Annotated in this window: 14 protein-coding genes; 1 reads left to right on the forward strand and 13 read right to left on the reverse strand. The window is 61.7% G+C overall.

Features of this window, described 5'->3' with window-relative positions:
- Positions 1 to 365: 365 nt before the first annotated feature.
- The 8 genes from J5Y06_RS01520 to J5Y06_RS01555 are packed head-to-tail and all read right to left on the reverse strand — an operon-like array spanning position 366 to position 7876.
- A complete protein-coding gene (locus tag J5Y06_RS01520) occupies positions 366 to 1745 on the reverse strand; it encodes an amidase (RefSeq protein WP_209333346.1) in 1380 nt (459 codons plus the stop codon).
- Positions 1746 to 1755: 10 nt separating this feature from the next.
- Complete coding sequence (locus J5Y06_RS01525; RefSeq protein WP_209333347.1) at positions 1756 to 2511, reverse strand: SDR family NAD(P)-dependent oxidoreductase; 756 nt, start codon at positions 2509 to 2511, stop codon at positions 1756 to 1758.
- 14 nt (positions 2512 to 2525) lie between these two features.
- The gene (locus J5Y06_RS01530; RefSeq protein ID WP_209333348.1) at positions 2526 to 3275 is read right to left on the reverse strand and encodes an SDR family NAD(P)-dependent oxidoreductase; all 750 of its coding nucleotides are present in this window, start codon (positions 3273 to 3275) and stop codon (positions 2526 to 2528) included.
- Positions 3272 to 4093, reverse strand: a complete 822-nt coding sequence (locus tag J5Y06_RS01535) for a polysaccharide deacetylase family protein (protein ID WP_209333349.1) — start codon at positions 4091 to 4093, stop codon at positions 3272 to 3274. The genes J5Y06_RS01530 and J5Y06_RS01535 overlap by 4 nt, the downstream gene beginning before the upstream one ends.
- 11 nt (positions 4094 to 4104) lie before the next feature.
- Positions 4105 to 4893, reverse strand: a complete 789-nt coding sequence (locus tag J5Y06_RS01540; RefSeq protein WP_209333350.1) for an ABC transporter permease — start codon at positions 4891 to 4893, stop codon at positions 4105 to 4107.
- On the reverse strand, positions 4890 to 5741 hold the full coding sequence (locus tag J5Y06_RS01545; RefSeq protein ID WP_209333351.1) for an ABC transporter permease: 852 nt from the start codon (positions 5739 to 5741) through the stop codon (positions 4890 to 4892). The genes J5Y06_RS01540 and J5Y06_RS01545 overlap by 4 nt, the downstream gene beginning before the upstream one ends.
- Positions 5738 to 6805 (reverse strand): ABC transporter ATP-binding protein, encoded by a 1068-nt coding sequence (locus J5Y06_RS01550; protein WP_209333352.1) that lies wholly within the window; start codon positions 6803 to 6805, stop codon positions 5738 to 5740. Before J5Y06_RS01550 ends, J5Y06_RS01545 begins: the two co-directional genes overlap by 4 nt.
- A 45-nt stretch (positions 6806 to 6850) precedes the next feature.
- Positions 6851 to 7876 (reverse strand): ABC transporter substrate-binding protein, encoded by a 1026-nt coding sequence (locus J5Y06_RS01555; RefSeq protein WP_209333353.1) that lies wholly within the window; start codon positions 7874 to 7876, stop codon positions 6851 to 6853.
- A gap of 180 nt (positions 7877 to 8056) precedes the next feature.
- Here J5Y06_RS01555 and J5Y06_RS01560 point away from each other — a divergent pair, with 180 nt between their 5' ends.
- Complete coding sequence (locus J5Y06_RS01560; protein ID WP_245247516.1) at positions 8057 to 8572, forward strand: MarR family winged helix-turn-helix transcriptional regulator; 516 nt, start codon at positions 8057 to 8059, stop codon at positions 8570 to 8572.
- A gap of 378 nt (positions 8573 to 8950) precedes the next feature.
- Here J5Y06_RS01560 and J5Y06_RS01565 read toward each other — a convergent pair whose 3' ends face one another.
- The 5 genes from J5Y06_RS01565 to J5Y06_RS01585 all read right to left on the reverse strand — a co-directional run bounded on the left by J5Y06_RS01565 (position 8951) and on the right by J5Y06_RS01585 (position 14679).
- On the reverse strand, positions 8951 to 10270 hold the full coding sequence (locus J5Y06_RS01565; protein ID WP_209333354.1) for a M20 family metallopeptidase: 1320 nt from the start codon (positions 10268 to 10270) through the stop codon (positions 8951 to 8953).
- 122 nt (positions 10271 to 10392) lie between these two features.
- The gene (locus tag J5Y06_RS01570) at positions 10393 to 12279 is read right to left on the reverse strand and encodes an alpha/beta fold hydrolase (protein WP_209333355.1); all 1887 of its coding nucleotides are present in this window, start codon (positions 12277 to 12279) and stop codon (positions 10393 to 10395) included.
- A complete protein-coding gene (locus tag J5Y06_RS01575) occupies positions 12279 to 13166 on the reverse strand; it encodes a branched-chain amino acid ABC transporter permease (protein WP_209333356.1) in 888 nt (295 codons plus the stop codon). The genes J5Y06_RS01570 and J5Y06_RS01575 overlap by 1 nt, the downstream gene beginning before the upstream one ends.
- Positions 13163 to 13954, reverse strand: a complete 792-nt coding sequence (locus tag J5Y06_RS01580; protein ID WP_209333357.1) for an ABC transporter ATP-binding protein — start codon at positions 13952 to 13954, stop codon at positions 13163 to 13165. Before J5Y06_RS01580 ends, J5Y06_RS01575 begins: the two co-directional genes overlap by 4 nt.
- Entirely contained in the window at positions 13951 to 14679 is a 729-nt protein-coding gene (locus J5Y06_RS01585; protein ID WP_209333358.1) for an ABC transporter ATP-binding protein, read from the reverse strand. The genes J5Y06_RS01580 and J5Y06_RS01585 overlap by 4 nt, the downstream gene beginning before the upstream one ends.
- Positions 14680 to 14725: the final 46 nt, after the last annotated feature.

The following is a 14725-nucleotide window of genomic DNA, read 5'->3' on the forward strand; positions in this document are numbered from 1 at the left end:
TGGCGCTTTGGTTTTTGCTTGTTCTGAGGGCAAGCTGCTTCCCGGCTTCGTTATTCAGCCGCTCCGGCCGATACTCAAGAGGTCGTCGTTTCGGCCGCCTTCGCCGACAGCCAAATCGACGTGCCTCCAATCCTGAGCGCAGAATCTCAATGAGCGGTTAAAGCTGTGTGCCAAGGGACACCTTCCTAGGGCAACGGTCTTCTTTGCCGAATTCCGCCGCCTTCATCGCAGCGGGTGATCACGAAGCCGGGCAGCGGCGAAGGCCGACCGCCCAGCAGCTCCCACAAGTCTGCTTCAACCAAGCCGCTCTTTAAAGCCGCCCTTCAGCTTGCCACCCACATCTTGGCGCCGCACCTTGCTTCTCATCAGGTCAGAACCTGCTCTACTTCCGCGGCAATCCTCAGCAGCGCCCAATCGCGATACCAAGGCGCGCAGATGTGCAAGCCTACTGGTAATCCCCTTGCCGTGCGGCCAGACGGGATCGAAATCGCTGGATGGCCGGTGAGGTTCTGCGGATAAGTGAACGGGTACCAGGCGCCGCGCACGGTGCCCTCATTGTGCCCGTCGATCATGATGTCGCCGGTTGCGTCGACGGCGATCGGCAGTGGCGGGGCGGTCAGCGTCGGCGAGACAATGACGTCGAAGCGCTCGAACAGCTGCTGGAACTCCTGGAACAGAACGGTGCGAGCGTTGGTCGCCTGTGACAGGGCCACGCCGGAATAGGTCTCGCCGACTGCGATCGTATCGACCAGCGACTTCGCGACTAGGTGTTCGCGGCCCTTCACTGCCGGGCCGGCGCGCGCGGCAAGGCCAACGCGCAGCATGGTGAGGAAAACCGGCTCATAGGACTTGAAGTCGATCTCGGCTTCCTCGACCAGCGCGCCTTCACCGGCGATTTTTTCCACTGCTCGCCCGGTCACCGCGGCAACCTCCCGCTCCACGCGAGCGCCACCGTTGGCGATAAAGGCCACGCGCAAGCCCTTCAGCGAGACATCGCTGGCGCCGTGCAACTGGCTGGCTGGTTGGCCATAGGGGTCGCGCGCATCCGGTCCGGCGATCGCCTTAAACAGAAGCGCGACATCGGCAACAGTGCGCGCCATCGGGCCGACATACGAATTGGCACCGAAAAGATCGGGCAGTTGCAAGTGCGGGATGACACCCAGCGTCGCCTTGAAGCCGATCACGCCGCAGCAGGCAGCCGGGATGCGGATTGAACCGCCGCCATCAGTGCCCAGCGCGATCGGACCCATGCCAGCAGCGACGGCGACGGCGGCACCGGCGCTGGAAGCGCCGGGCGTCGCGGTCGGGTCGATCGGGTTCAGGGTCCGTCCGAAGAGCGGCGAAGTGGCCGACTGGACATGGCCGAACTCGGGCGTCGTGGTTTTGCCAACCAGGATCGCACCGGCAGCGCGTGCTCGCGCAACAGCAACGCCATCTTCCTTCGGCACGTTATTTTCAAATAGCTTCGAGCCCATCGTGGTGCGCACGCCGGCTGTATTGACGAGGTCCTTGACCGAATAAGGGATGCCAAGCAGCGGCGGCAGTTCGCCACCCTGCATGACCTTCCCCTCCGCTGCCTTCGCCTCGGCGCGCGCCTTGTCGGCGCAGACCGTGATGAAGGCATTGAGATCGGTGCGCTGATCGATGCGGGTGAGGATCGCCTCCGTCACCTCCACCGGCGACAGGACCTTTGCCTGGATCTGCTTGGAGAGTTCAACGGCGGAAAGATCGGCTATTTCGGTCATGATGGTCTCCTCAGATCATCCAGCGTCCGCCGTCAATCAACAGGCTCTGGCCAGTAATGAAGCGTGCCTCGTCGCTCGCCAGAAATGCGACGGCAGCCGCCACATCCTCCGGTTCGCCGACAAAGCCGGCGGGCGTGGTGGCCTTGATGCGGGCGATAACGGCTGCCGGCATCGTGTCATGGGCGCGGGTGCGGATAGCGCCGGGCGCCACGACATTGACGGTCGCCCCGTATGGCGCCAGTTCGCGCGCCAGCGAGCGAGTAAAGCCGACAATGCCCATCTTGGCGGCGGCATAATCGGTAAGGCCGGCATCGCCCACGAAGGCGGCGTCGCTCGACATGTTGACGATGCGCCCGCCGCGCTCGCGCATGGCACCCGCGACAAGGCGCGACAGGCGCATTGCGCTGAACAAGGAGACTTCCATCACAAAGCGCCAAACGTCCTCACTGGATTCGTGGAACGGTGCGGAGCGCTCCCGGCCGCTCTGCCCGACATTGTTGACGAGGATGTCGACCGGGCCGAAGTCTGCAACGACTTTGGCGTGAAAGGTTTCGAGCACGGCGCCATCGGTGCAGTCGCCATCGAGGGCGATCAGGCGGCCGGCGTGCGTCTCGGCTAGTTCGGCCACAAGTTCTGCCGTGTGCAGATCAACCACGCCCACGCGTGCACCTTCGCTCAGAAAGCGCCTGACGATGCCAGCACCAATGCCGCCTCCGCCGCCGCTCACCATCACGGTCCGGTTCTTGAAGCGGTTCGCGACAATCATGATGCTCCGTTCCGTCAGTGGAAGGTCCGGCCGCCATCGACGGCGATGGCCGTGCCGGTCATGTAGGAGGCGTCGCGGCTAATGAGGAAGGCAATCATCGCGGCGATCTCGTCCGGCTCGGCGATGCGGGCTAGCGCGTAACGCTCGCGCACGGCCTGGAGCGCGGAATTGGGATCATCGGCGGGCAGAGAGGAGCGGAAAAGCTCGGTCTCGACCGCACCAGGGCAAACCGCGTTAACGCGCACGCCGAACTCGGCAGCTTCCAGCGCCAGCGCCTTGGAAAACATCTGCAGCCCGGCCTTGGACGCGCAATAGGCGGTGCGGTGCTTGAGCGGCTGAAGGCCTGCTCCCGAAGAGACATTGACGATGCTGCCGCCACCGGCTCGGCGCAGATGCGGCATGGCTGCGCGGCAAACCAGCATGGGTGCAGTCAAGTTCACCGCCATCAGCCGGTCCCATTCGGCATCCCTCATGGCTTCGATCGGGACGCGCAGGTCGAGACCAGCCGAGTTTACCACGCCGTCCAGACCGCCCATGAGGGTGACTGCGCGGTCAACAGCGGCGCGTACCGCGGCGGGGTCTGCGAGATCAACAGGAATGGCGCACAAGCCGGCCTGCTTGGTCTGCGCTGCCAGCGCCTCCTCGTCGCGATCGAGAATGGCAACCTGCGCGCCGCCGGCCAAAAAACGCTCGGCGCTTGCCCAGCCGATGCCGCGTGCGCCGCCCGTCACCAGGATGCGGCGGCCCCTGAAGTCGAGGCTCACCGGCCTGCCGTTTCGAGGCGAGGGCGCATCGCCTCGACCATCTCGTCGCAGCGGCCCATCCAGACGTCGCCCCGCTCCAGCGCATGCTTGATGAGGCCCTCCAGCACGCCTATGCGCGATGGCTGGCCGATCATCTCGGGATGCATGCCCACCATCATCATGCGCTTTTCGGCATGAAGCACATCGAACTCGGCCTTCCAGGCTTCGAGCAGCGCCGACGGCGCCTGCATGGTGCGGCCGGGCAGCACAATCGAATACTGGAAGAAAGGCGCGTCATCGAGCACCCAGCGGAACGGCAATTCGACGATCCTGGTCTTCTTGCCCTCGATCGTGTGGAGATAGGGCGAGTCATCGTCGAAGAAGTTCGAGGAATAATCGAAGCCGTATTCCACCAGCATCGGCATGGTGATGGCGCTGATCTCGGCTGCCGGCGAGCGCCAGCCACGCGGTGCGTAGCCGGCAACGCGCTTGATCGACTGGAAGCCTTTCTCCATCTCCTCGCGCTCCTGCTCGGGCGTGAGGCTGAGGATCCAGGAGTGGGTATAGCTGTGGTGGGCGATCTCGTGCCCCCCCTCCAGAATGCGCTCCATCAGTTCCGGGCGTTGATCGATAATGATGCCGGGAATGAAGAAGGTCGTCCTGATGTCGTAGCGGGCAAGCAGGTTCAGCACGCGGTCGGTGCCGACCTTCCAGCCGTAAGCGCCCTGCGACATCAGGATAGGACGATTGGCATATTCGGGATCGCGCGCCGTCCACATTGTTTCAGCATCGAGATCGAAGGTAAAAAAAAGGGGAAAGCCCCGGCTCGTGAGATGCATAGTGGTTCCGATCAAACGAAGCGGTGGAAGCCGGTCCAGCGCTCGGCAACGAAGAGCACCGCGACAGTCGCGATGATGAGGATGGTCGAAACGGCCGCAACACTCGGGTCTACGCCCATCTCGACGGAGGTGAAAATCAGGATCGGCAGCGTTGTCTCGCGCGGCCCCGCGAGGAAGATCGTGACCGGCACGTTTTCCATCGAGGTGACAAAGGAAAACAGCGCACCGGCGACAAGGCCAGGCTTGATCAGCGGCAGGGTCATCAGCCGAAAGGTGGTGAAGCCGTTAGCTCCAAGGCAGCGGGCAGCCTCCTCGACGGAAAGGTCGATCCCCGAAAGGCTCGCGAGCGCGGAGCGCACGATATAGGGTACGGTGATCACCACATGCGCGATCAGCAGGACGAGGAAGCCGCCGCGTAGGCCAACTAGCGTGAAATACTGCAGCAGCGCCACGCCGATCACGACCGAGGGTATGATCAAGGGCGACATCAGCAGCGAGGTCAGCGCCTCGGAGCCGGGCAGCATCTTGCGAAACAGCGCGTAAGAGGCGGCGACCCCAAGAACCAACGAGATGACGGTCGCGCCAACTGCCAGTATCAGGCTGTTCTTGATAGCCGCCAGGTAGTTGGAGCTGGTGAAAACGGCTTCGAACCATTTCAGCGTCCAGCCCTGCGGCGGGATGGTCAGGTAGGAGGTCTCGCTGAACGAAGCGAGTACGACAATGATCACCGGGATCTGCAGGAAGATAACGACCAGAAGAGCGATGGTCGTAATCGAAAGGCCCGGGCGCTGTTCGATCATGCCAGACCTGCCCAGCGCTTGGTCATGCGGCTCGACATCCAGATGATCAGGATGGTGACCAGAGCCAACGAGAAGGACAAAGCCGATCCGCTCGGCCAATCGAGCAACTGCATGTACTCGTCGTAGATAAGGGTCGCCATGACCTGATAGGTCGGGCCGCCCAGCATGCGCGGCGTGACCAGCGCGCTGATGGTGAGCACGAAGACCAAGATCGAGCCGGCGATGATGCCGGGCGCCGTCAGCGGCAGCGTCACGGCGCGGAAAACGTGGAGCCGGCTGGAGCCAAGCGTTGCAGCAGCCGATTCCACATCGCGCGGGACATTCTGGAGCGCGGCCACCAGCATCAGCACCATGAACGGCAGGTAGATGTGGGTGAGCCCGATCATCACGCCGGTCAGGTTGAACATCAGCTTGAGCGGCGTTTCGATGACGCCGAGGTCAATCAGCAGGTTGTTGACCACCCCGCGATTGGTGAGGAGCACGATCCAGCCGAAGGAGCGTACGACCAGGTTCAGCATCAGCGGGAAGATGACGAGCAGTGTCAGGGCCAAGCGCCAACGCGGATTGCCCCGCACGATCAGGTAGGCGACGGGATAACCAAGCAGCAGGCAAGCCAGGGTGACCGCTACGCCCAAACCGAGGGTGCGGACGACCACCTCGCGATAATAATCGTCGGCAACGATGCGGATGTAGTTTTCGAGCGTGAAGGAGCCTGCAGCAATGCCGGCACCGGGCTGATATTCCTGAAAGCTGGTGGGCGCCAGCAGGATCAGCGGAATGACAAAGGCGCCGACGAGCACGAGCAGCAGCGGCGAGAACAACAGCAGCCCAGTGCGCATCTGGCTCATGAACGAACGCTCTCCCCCAGCACCAGCACGTCTTGCGGCCGCACCTCCAGAGTGACCGGCTGCCCATGCTCAAGGTGGCTCGCAGTTCCGGAGGATGCCGCTTCCACCACCAATTCATGGCCGCCAGCGATGCGGATGACATATTGTACTTGCGGACCGGAAAAGGAGCGCAGCGCAATTGTGCCGGGGATCCGGTTAGCGTCGTCGGCGCCGGTGGGCGTCAGGTTGATCGCCTCCTGACGAATGAAAACGTCTGTAGCAGAGCCATCGGCACCAAGCGCGCTGTCGGTGCGGAGATCAAGACCCTCGCCCAGCGTTAGTCTGCCGCCCCGCACCGTCGCCTTCAGCCGGTTCGGCTTGCCGATGAAGCTTGCGACGAAGGCTGTGGCCGGCCGGCGATAAACGTCTTCGGGAGCTGCAAATTGCTGGATGATACCATCGTTCATGACGCAGACGCGGTCGGACAAGCTCAGCGCCTCCCCCTGGTCGTGAGTGACGAAAAGGGTGGTGATGCCAAGCTCCCGCTGCAGGCGCTTCAACTCGATCTGCATCTCGTCGCGCAACTTGGCGTCTAGGTTGGACAAAGGTTCGTCAAACAGAAGAACACTCGGACGCGGCGCAATCGCCCGAGCCATGGCGACACGCTGCTGCTGACCGCCCGAAAGCTGGCGTGGATAGCGTTCGCCGTAGCCCGGCAGCCGAACCATGGCCAGCGCTTCGTTCACGCGCCCGTCCAATGTCGTGCCGCTTTCACCTTTGCGGCGCAAACCGAAGGCTACGTTCTCGAAAACAGTCATATGCGGAAAAAGAGCATAGGACTGGAAGACCAGCCCTATGTTGCGCTTGTTGGGCGGCAGTCGCGTGACGTCGGTTGACGCGATGCGGATGGCCCCGCCCGAAGGTTCGATGAGCCCCGCGACCATGCGCAGGATCGTCGTCTTGCCACAGCCCGAGGGACCAAGAAGCGAAACGAACTCGCCCTCCTTGATCCCCAGTGACACATCCTTGACGACGGTAAGGTCACCGTAGCGCTTGACGACATGGTCGAGGGAAAGATTGCTCATGAAGCCGCTCGGAGCCGAAGATCGCCTCGGCTCCTCCCCTTTCGATCAGCGAAGGACTTCACGCTGCCAGCGGCGCGTCCAGTCCGGCAGCTTCGCGGCCATCTCGTTGGGGTCGAGGAACAGCATGTTGTTCATCGCCTCGCCGGTCGGCACCATGGCGGAGACTTCGTCAGACAGCGTCACGTTCTTGTTGACGGAGCCGATGAACTGGCGCTCGGAGAAGCACTTCTGGTTCTCTGCATCCAGAACCGTGTCGATGAACTTCAGCGCGAGTTCTTCCTGTTCGGTGCCCTTTGGGATCATGATCGACGGACGGATGCCGACCGCACCTTCCTTAGGGTAGGCGGCGGCGAGCGGAAGCCCGTTTTTGGCCTGAACACCAGCGCGGTCTGGATACCAGACCGCGATGTCGATCTCGCCGCGTTCGAACAGAGACACGACCTGATCAGCCTGGGTGTAGAGAAGCACCGCATCCTTGGCGAGCGGCTTGATCTTCTCGATTCCGGGCGTGACGTTGTCGAGCGTGCCCCCCTCCATCTTGTTAACGGCCGCCAGGAACTGCCACCCTGTTGTGCCGGATATGTCGCCGATGGTGACACGCCCTTTGTACTTCTCGTCGAACAGGTCGTTCCACGAGGTCGGAGGCGTGGTGATCTTGTCCTTGTTGTAGATGATCGTGGTGGCGCCGAGCATCGCAGCGACGTAGAGGTCTTCTTTGCCCCAGGCGCCGTCGATGATCTCCGGTGCGTTGCTCAGTTTGGCTCGGTCGAGCGGAACCAGCAGCCCTTCATTGGCCATCTGCACGGCGAAAGCATCGTCAGCAAACACCACATCCATGTCGGACTGGCCGGCGGTTGCGCGTACGGCTGCGGCGTGCTGCGCGGAATTGGCGAGCTTGGTGAGAACGGTTGCGCCCGTTTCCTTCTCGAAAACATCGATATAGCAGGCTTTGACGTTGTCGGCGAAGGAGCCGCCGAATTCACCCAGCACCAACTCCTGCGAATTGGCGGATGACAGGGAAGCGCCAGTCAGAAGGGCTGCGGCAGCAAGCAACTTGGTACGCGTTTTCATCGATCATCTCCCATTGTTCAACTGACCCTGGGGCATCTCTACGGATGCCGTTGCCAAGAACGCTAACACCGACGAATTTATCTTTCAAGAAAGAAAAAACAAAGGTAATCTTCCTTAGCTTTTGGCTTGTTTCTCGCGACGTCGATCGGGTAACGAAGCAGAAAAACAAGGCTTTGGATCTTGGACGAACCGGTTCTGCGCTATTGGGAGATCGACCGCGTTGGCCGCGGGATGGAGAAGTGGCGGCGTGCACGGCCCGATATCGACGGCAGCGGCAAAGCCATTGTTGGTCGCATACTCCATCTCAACGAGATCATCATGCGCGCCGTCGACAAGGCACTGGCCAAGCATGGCGTAAAGTATCCAGTTTATGCGGTTCTGGCCACGATCCGTGTTTCTGGACCGCCTTTCCGAATGTCCCCGACCGAACTGCTTTCGACGCTTCTTGTCACTTCGGGTGGTCTTTCGAACCTCCTGCGCCGCATGGAGGCTGACGGTTACATCACCCGCACGGCCGACGAGCGAGACGGACGGGGAGTTATCGTCGAGTTGACGGACAAGGGTGTTGCGGTTGCTGATGCCAGCATGGCGGACCATGCTGCCGTTGAGCGTGAGTTGGTGGAATGCCTTCCGTCTGACACGCGCGAAACGGTTGCCCGCGCGCTGGGGCTGATGATTACGACGGCGGAAAGGTAAAAGGCTCCGTTAGGTGCGCCAGACGCGCCGTCTGCGGGCCCTTTAGTCCGACTGCTTCAGTTACAACCTTGAGCGGAGACGCCAGTCCGGCTGCCGCCAGTTGCAGCCACCACCGTGGCGCGTTATCGTGAGCAGCGGCTGATCACGTTTGCTTCCAGTCCTTCTTCACTAAGTTGTCGGCGCGGCATCGCTGATCTTGGTCGTGACGCTGAACTATGCGAGCGGCATCGGGGGCTGAAGACCGTACCGAGCCTTCGGTGCACTCTCAAAAAAGCATGATTACAGAGCAGGTCCTTTCAAGGCGCGCTTTGCAAAAAACGCACTGCCACGGCCGTTGACAGCGGAGGCCGGTCTCCAGCCCGCTGTTAGGATGTGTCCTCAGGCCTTCACACCGCACCAGTCAATGACGGTCGCTGCGATCACCTTGGCGCTCTCCACCAGGCTCTGAATGTCGACATATTCGTCGGTCGAATGGAAGCCGTCCCCGGCCGGGCCGAAAATCGCGCCGTTCACGCCGGCACCTGCATAGTGGGCGATGTCGGCCACCGCGATGAAGCCCTTGACCTCCGCCGCTTTGCCGATCTCGCCCTTGCGCTTCACCAGCGAGGTGACGATCGGGTGGTCGACCGGCGTGTTAACCGGTGGGAAGTGCAGGCCGCCGAGTTCCCAATCGATCCTGATCGGGTTTTTCCGCAGCCAATCGTCCATCTGGCAGAAATGGTCGACGAAGGCTTCGAAATCCCGACGGTACTGCGCTGAGGTCTCGTCCGGCAGGAACTTCATGTCGAGGTCGAGCACGGCGACATCCGGGATGATCGCCGGATTGGTCATCACCGTCGGTAGACCATTTTCCCCAAGCGCCGTGCCGCCCCACATAGCGCCGATGTTGATCGTGTTCATGCCGGCCGGCAGCAGTGGATGGCTCCTTGCCTGCACACGGTTGCGCTCGAACTGATGGACCGCGGCGATGAAGCGCGCCGCGATGTCGATCGCGTTGACCGCCGGGACAAGTCGGTCCTTGGTGTGCTGCTGCGGATAGACCTCGTTGAATCGGAAGGCCGAGTGGCCATTGCGGCCCCGGATGGTGACGCGCGCCCATTCGAGCCCGCCCTCGGCCGGAAACACGTCGCCCCAGCTCGGCTCGGCGACGATGATGCCCTCGGCGAGCTTGCCGCGCTGGACATTAGCAATCGCACCGCCGCCACCGGCCTCCTCGTCCACGACCGAATGCAGCGCCAGCCGGCCATCGAGCGTGATACCGGCGCGGTTGATGGCACGCATAGCGGCGACACATGCCGCGACGCCGCCCTTCATGTCGATCGAGCCACGGCCATAAAGCCGACCGTCCCTGATCTCCCCGCCGAACGGATCGACGGTCCAGTCCTTCAGCGCGCCGACCGGGACGACGTCGATATGGCCGCACAGGATCAGGCTCTTCTCTTCGGATCCCGGCTTCTCGCCGATCAGGTTCGGCCGCCCCGGCAACGCGTCGAACTGCTCGGTGGCGAAGCCCTCGTCCTTGAGGATCGGCTCCAGCAGCGCCTGCACGTCGCGCTCGCGGTTGAGCCCGTCGCCGGCCTCGAACTTGGGGTTCACCGATGGGATGCGCACCAGGTCCCGCGTCAGATTGATGACGAAGTCGCGGTCCTTCTCGATGAAGTCCTGCAGCGCCTTGACGGTGGTCTCGTTGTCGGACATCGGGTTCCCCTGTTCTTAGTTGTTCAGCTTGCCGCCGAAAGCCATGGTTGGCTTGGGCCCTGCATCCGCTGGATGGAGAGCAACACGGATCTACTTCCCCTCACCCTCTGACGGCTTGATATTCAGGCGCTGATCGTTCGAGGTGCAGGCTCACCGTCCGATCTCTTGTTCTGAATGCTGTCGAAGAAGGCTGCCAGCTTTGCATTAAAAGCATCTGCCGCAAGCAAGAACGGGGCATGACCCGCATCGGCAATGTCAGCCGGTTCGTCAGTCCACTGTGTCAGCTTTAAGTCCCTGAAGTACTGATGGTTCAGGAACGGATCCTGTGCGCCGTTGAGGATCGCAAACGGCACGCTTGCGGTTCTAAGGAACCGCATCTGGCGAGGCCAATCGACGATCTGTAGCTTCCCCAATGCATAAGCACGTGCGCGGCCATCAGTGCGGGAAACCGCAGCATGAAGATGCGCTGTTCTCGGGTCCTTTGCGCCGGTGGTGGAAGTTGCAAAGTCGCGGGCTTCGGCAGCCGACAGGAAGCGCTTGCTGGCTAAAACGAAGTGGCTCGTTGCATCATAGGCCTTGCCAACATCCTCCGGCACGAGGCGGAGCGGGGGTGTTCCCGAAATGGCGAGCGCATTGATCGGATTGCCGCGGGCGGCGAGCTCGATCGCGATATAGCCGCCGAGCGACCAGCCGAACACCGACGGGTGGGATACCGCCAGCGCTTTCAGGACATCTTCGGCAACATCAGCGAAAGCCTCCACGGAGTAGTCGCGATCCGGATCGGCATTGTCCGAAACACCATGACCGGGCAAGTCAAAGGAGATTACCCGGTAGCGGTCGCTAAACGCCTTGAACTGGGCCGAGAAAGCCTCTTTCGCGGAGGAGTTCCCATGGATGAGGAGCAGCGCCGGCTTCGCCCCGCCGCTGTCCGCGACGGCAATCCTGCCATGGCGGGTTTCAACCATGCGCTCGCTCGCACCTGTCAACGCCTCACGCGCGGTCTTACCCGTCCGTCGACGGAAACGCGCCAGCGCCTGGGTGCGAAACACATCGAAGCCTTCGCGGGCGGTTTGTACCAGTGCCCAGAGGCCCCCCGGATAGAAGACGAGGATCACGATCAACAGCAGCGACATGATAATGTTGCGCCAGGCGCCATAATCGGCGAGCGCCTCAGACACCATCGTGACGAAGAAGGCGGCAAGGATCGGCCCCCAGATGGTACCGGCGCCGCCAAGCAGAAGCATGCTCAACAGCAGGCCAAGCAGGCCCAGCCCAAAATTGTCGGGTGAGGCCACGCGCATGTAGGAGCCATACAGGCCGCCGGCGACGCCGCTGATCGCCGCGCTAACGGTCAGCGTGTAAAGTCGGATACGTGTCTCGGACATGCCACGGGACACGGCGTAATATTTGTTGTCCCGCATTGCCACGATGGCGCGTCCCCAGCGCGAGCGGGTTATCTTGTACAGAAGTACGGTTGAACCGATCAAAAGGGTCAAAGCCAGGTAATAGTAACCGATCTTGCCGTCGCGGCTCATGCGGTAGCCGAACAGTTCAAGGCCTGGCAGGCTCACCATGCCTGATGTTCCGCCCGTGATCTGCGATTGGCTGATGACGATCTGGTAAAGCACCTGCGAGGCTGCGATCGTCACCAGGATGATGTAGATGCCGGACAGGCGCATGATCGGGAGCGTGATCAGCGCCGCAATCAACCCCGCCGATCCTCCAGCTGCAAGGAGGCCAAGCCAGGGTGACAGGCCGAGTGTCCTAGCGACAACGCCATAAGCATAGATGCCGACGGCAAACAGCGCCACATGGGCGAAGTTGAACAACCCGCCGAAGCCGAGGCTCAAATCCCAGCTTGCCGCGACAATTGCGAAGATGAATGTGAGCACCAAGAGGTGGTTGAGGTAGTTGCTGCCGGCAAGGAAAGGCAACACCGCCAGTGCAACTACCGAGACGAGCGCTGGGACGAGGCCGGATGAGCGGTTGAAGGACGGGCTGTAGCGCATCAGACCGACTTCCTGTGCTTGCCGAATAGTCCCTCCGGCTTGGCAACCAGAACGACGATCATGATGACGAAGAGCACGGTCGGGCTCCAGTAAAGGCCGACTGCGTAGGTCATGAATGCTTCAAGCAGGCCAACGATGAAGGCGGCATAGATTGGCCCGGTGAAGCGGGCGATGCCGCCAAAGATGACGACGATCAGCGCCTTCATCAGAGGATCCGACCCCATCAACGGGTTCATGAAGCGGATCGACCCAATCAATATACCGGCGATGGCGGCGAGCGCCGCGGAAAGGCCGAAGGCCACGGCATAAAGGCGGACGACGTCGATGCCCATCAGCTGTGCTGCTTCACGGTTCTGGGCGACCGCCCGCATGGCGCGCCCAAGCGGCGCTCGCTGCAGGAAGATGCCGAGCGCGGCGAGGATGAGAAGCGACACGGCGACTGCGGCAGCCTCATTGCGCGAAATCACGAGACCTATGATTTGGATATCTCCGGTGAGAACTGCTCCCAATTGCTTGTTGCGCGGCCCCCAGGCAATGTTGATCAGGTTCTCCAAAATAGTGGCGCCCGCGAGCGTGGTAATGACGGACTTCACCACGATATCCGGACTGCGCTCGAAGGGCTTGATCAGCAAGTAATAAACGGCCGTCCCAATCAGGAACATGCCGATCACGGAAACCAGCGAACCGACAACAAAGCCCGCGCCGAAGGCGTCGGTGCTCGCAATCTGCCAAGCGATGTAAGCGCCCAGCGCAATGAAAGTGCCGTGAGCGAAGTTGAAGATACCGAGCGTGGTCCAGACAAGAGCAAGGCCGGTCGCCATCAGCGCGTAAAGCGCACCCAGGACGACACCCCCGAGCAGGATCAGAGCGATTGTGTCGAGGGTCACTGGTGATCCTCCCCGAACATGAGCTTCATGATTTCCTCGTGGGTCGGCATGTCCGCCTTTTCTATGCGCCGCGAAATGCGCCCATGGTCGAACAGGTACAGCACGTCGATCAACGACTCCAGGAAAGCGATGTCCTGATCGACGACGATTAGCGGAACACCGGACTGGCGAATGGTCAGGATAGCTTCCGACAATTCGCCGCGCAGCTTCGGTGAAAGGCCAAGAGTTGGTTCATCGAGGATTAGGAGCTTGGGTGCGGCCATCAGACCCACACCTATCGCAACCATCTGGCGCTCGCCGCCGGACAGGAAGCGGATCTTGGATGTGCGCCGCTCCTTCACGCGCGGGAACAAGTGAAAAACGTAGTCGAGCCTTTCAGACGCTGAGGCACGGCCCGAGGAGGCATAAGGGGCGATCGACAGCGTTTCGGCCACGGTCATATCTGGGAACAGAAGGTTGCCCTGCGGCACGTGGATCAGTCCTGCCCGCGCAACGGCCTTGGCGTCCATACGCCGGCGCGTAACCGCGTCATAATTGAAGTTGCGCCAGCGGCGGCTGCCGCGTGGACCAGGACGATTGAGCTGCACGCCCTCGAAGAAGATGTTGCCGTCCCACGGATCGATGATGCCGCTCAATGTGCGCAGGAAAGTCGTCTTGCCATGACCGTTCGGGCCGAACAGGCCAACGGCGCCCCCCTGCGCCAGTTGAAGGTCGATCTTGCGGAAGATCTGCAGCGGCTCGTAGCCGCCGTCGAGGCCGCGAACATCGAGAAGAAGCGGTTGGGTCATTTCGCAGCTTGTCCCAGGTAAGCCTCGACAACTTTCGGATCAGCCACGACCTCCGTCGGTAGCCCTTGCGCGATGACTTTGCCTTGATCGAGCACGACAAGGCGGTCGCAGACAGTCATCAGAAGGGGCAGAACGTGCTCGATTAGCAGGATCGATATGCCGGCCTCGCGCAGCTTCAGGATCAACGCCTTCATGTGTTCGATCTCGCCAGGCGTGAGACTGGAGGCGGGTTCATCGAGAAGAAGCACGCGCGGCGACATGGCCAGCGCACTCGCCATCATCAGCGTTTTCCGGAAAAAGATCGGCAGCGTTGCGGTGGGAGCATTGTGCAGCGTCTGCGGGAAGCCTACCGCGTCCAGCGCCGCAATTGCGGCAGCTTCGTTTTCGCGGTCGCTGCCACGTCGGCCACTATGCTCCACCGACACAAGCACGTTGTCGACCGCGCTCAGCGACGGAAAGATGCTTTCGCGCTGAAAGGTTCGGGCTATGCCTGAACGGCTGAGCGCCTCGGGAGCGACACTCTGAATCTCATTGCCTTCGAAAACAACGCGGCCGCTGTCCGGACCAAAGGGGATGCCTGTCAGGATGTTGAAGAGCGTGCTCTTGCCACTGCCGTTGGGCCCGGCGATGCCAAGGATTTCCCTTGCTTCCAGCGTGAAGCTAACGCCGCCCACCGCGCGTAAACCGCCGAAGGACTTGGTGAGATTTTCTGCCTGTAAGATCATTGTCCGCCACATGGAAAGGGTGGGCGTCAGCCGACGATGCTCGCGA

The sequence above is a fragment of the Tianweitania sediminis genome, from assembly GCF_017813335.1.
GTDB classification, from domain to species: Bacteria; Pseudomonadota; Alphaproteobacteria; order Rhizobiales; family Rhizobiaceae; genus Tianweitania; species Tianweitania sediminis.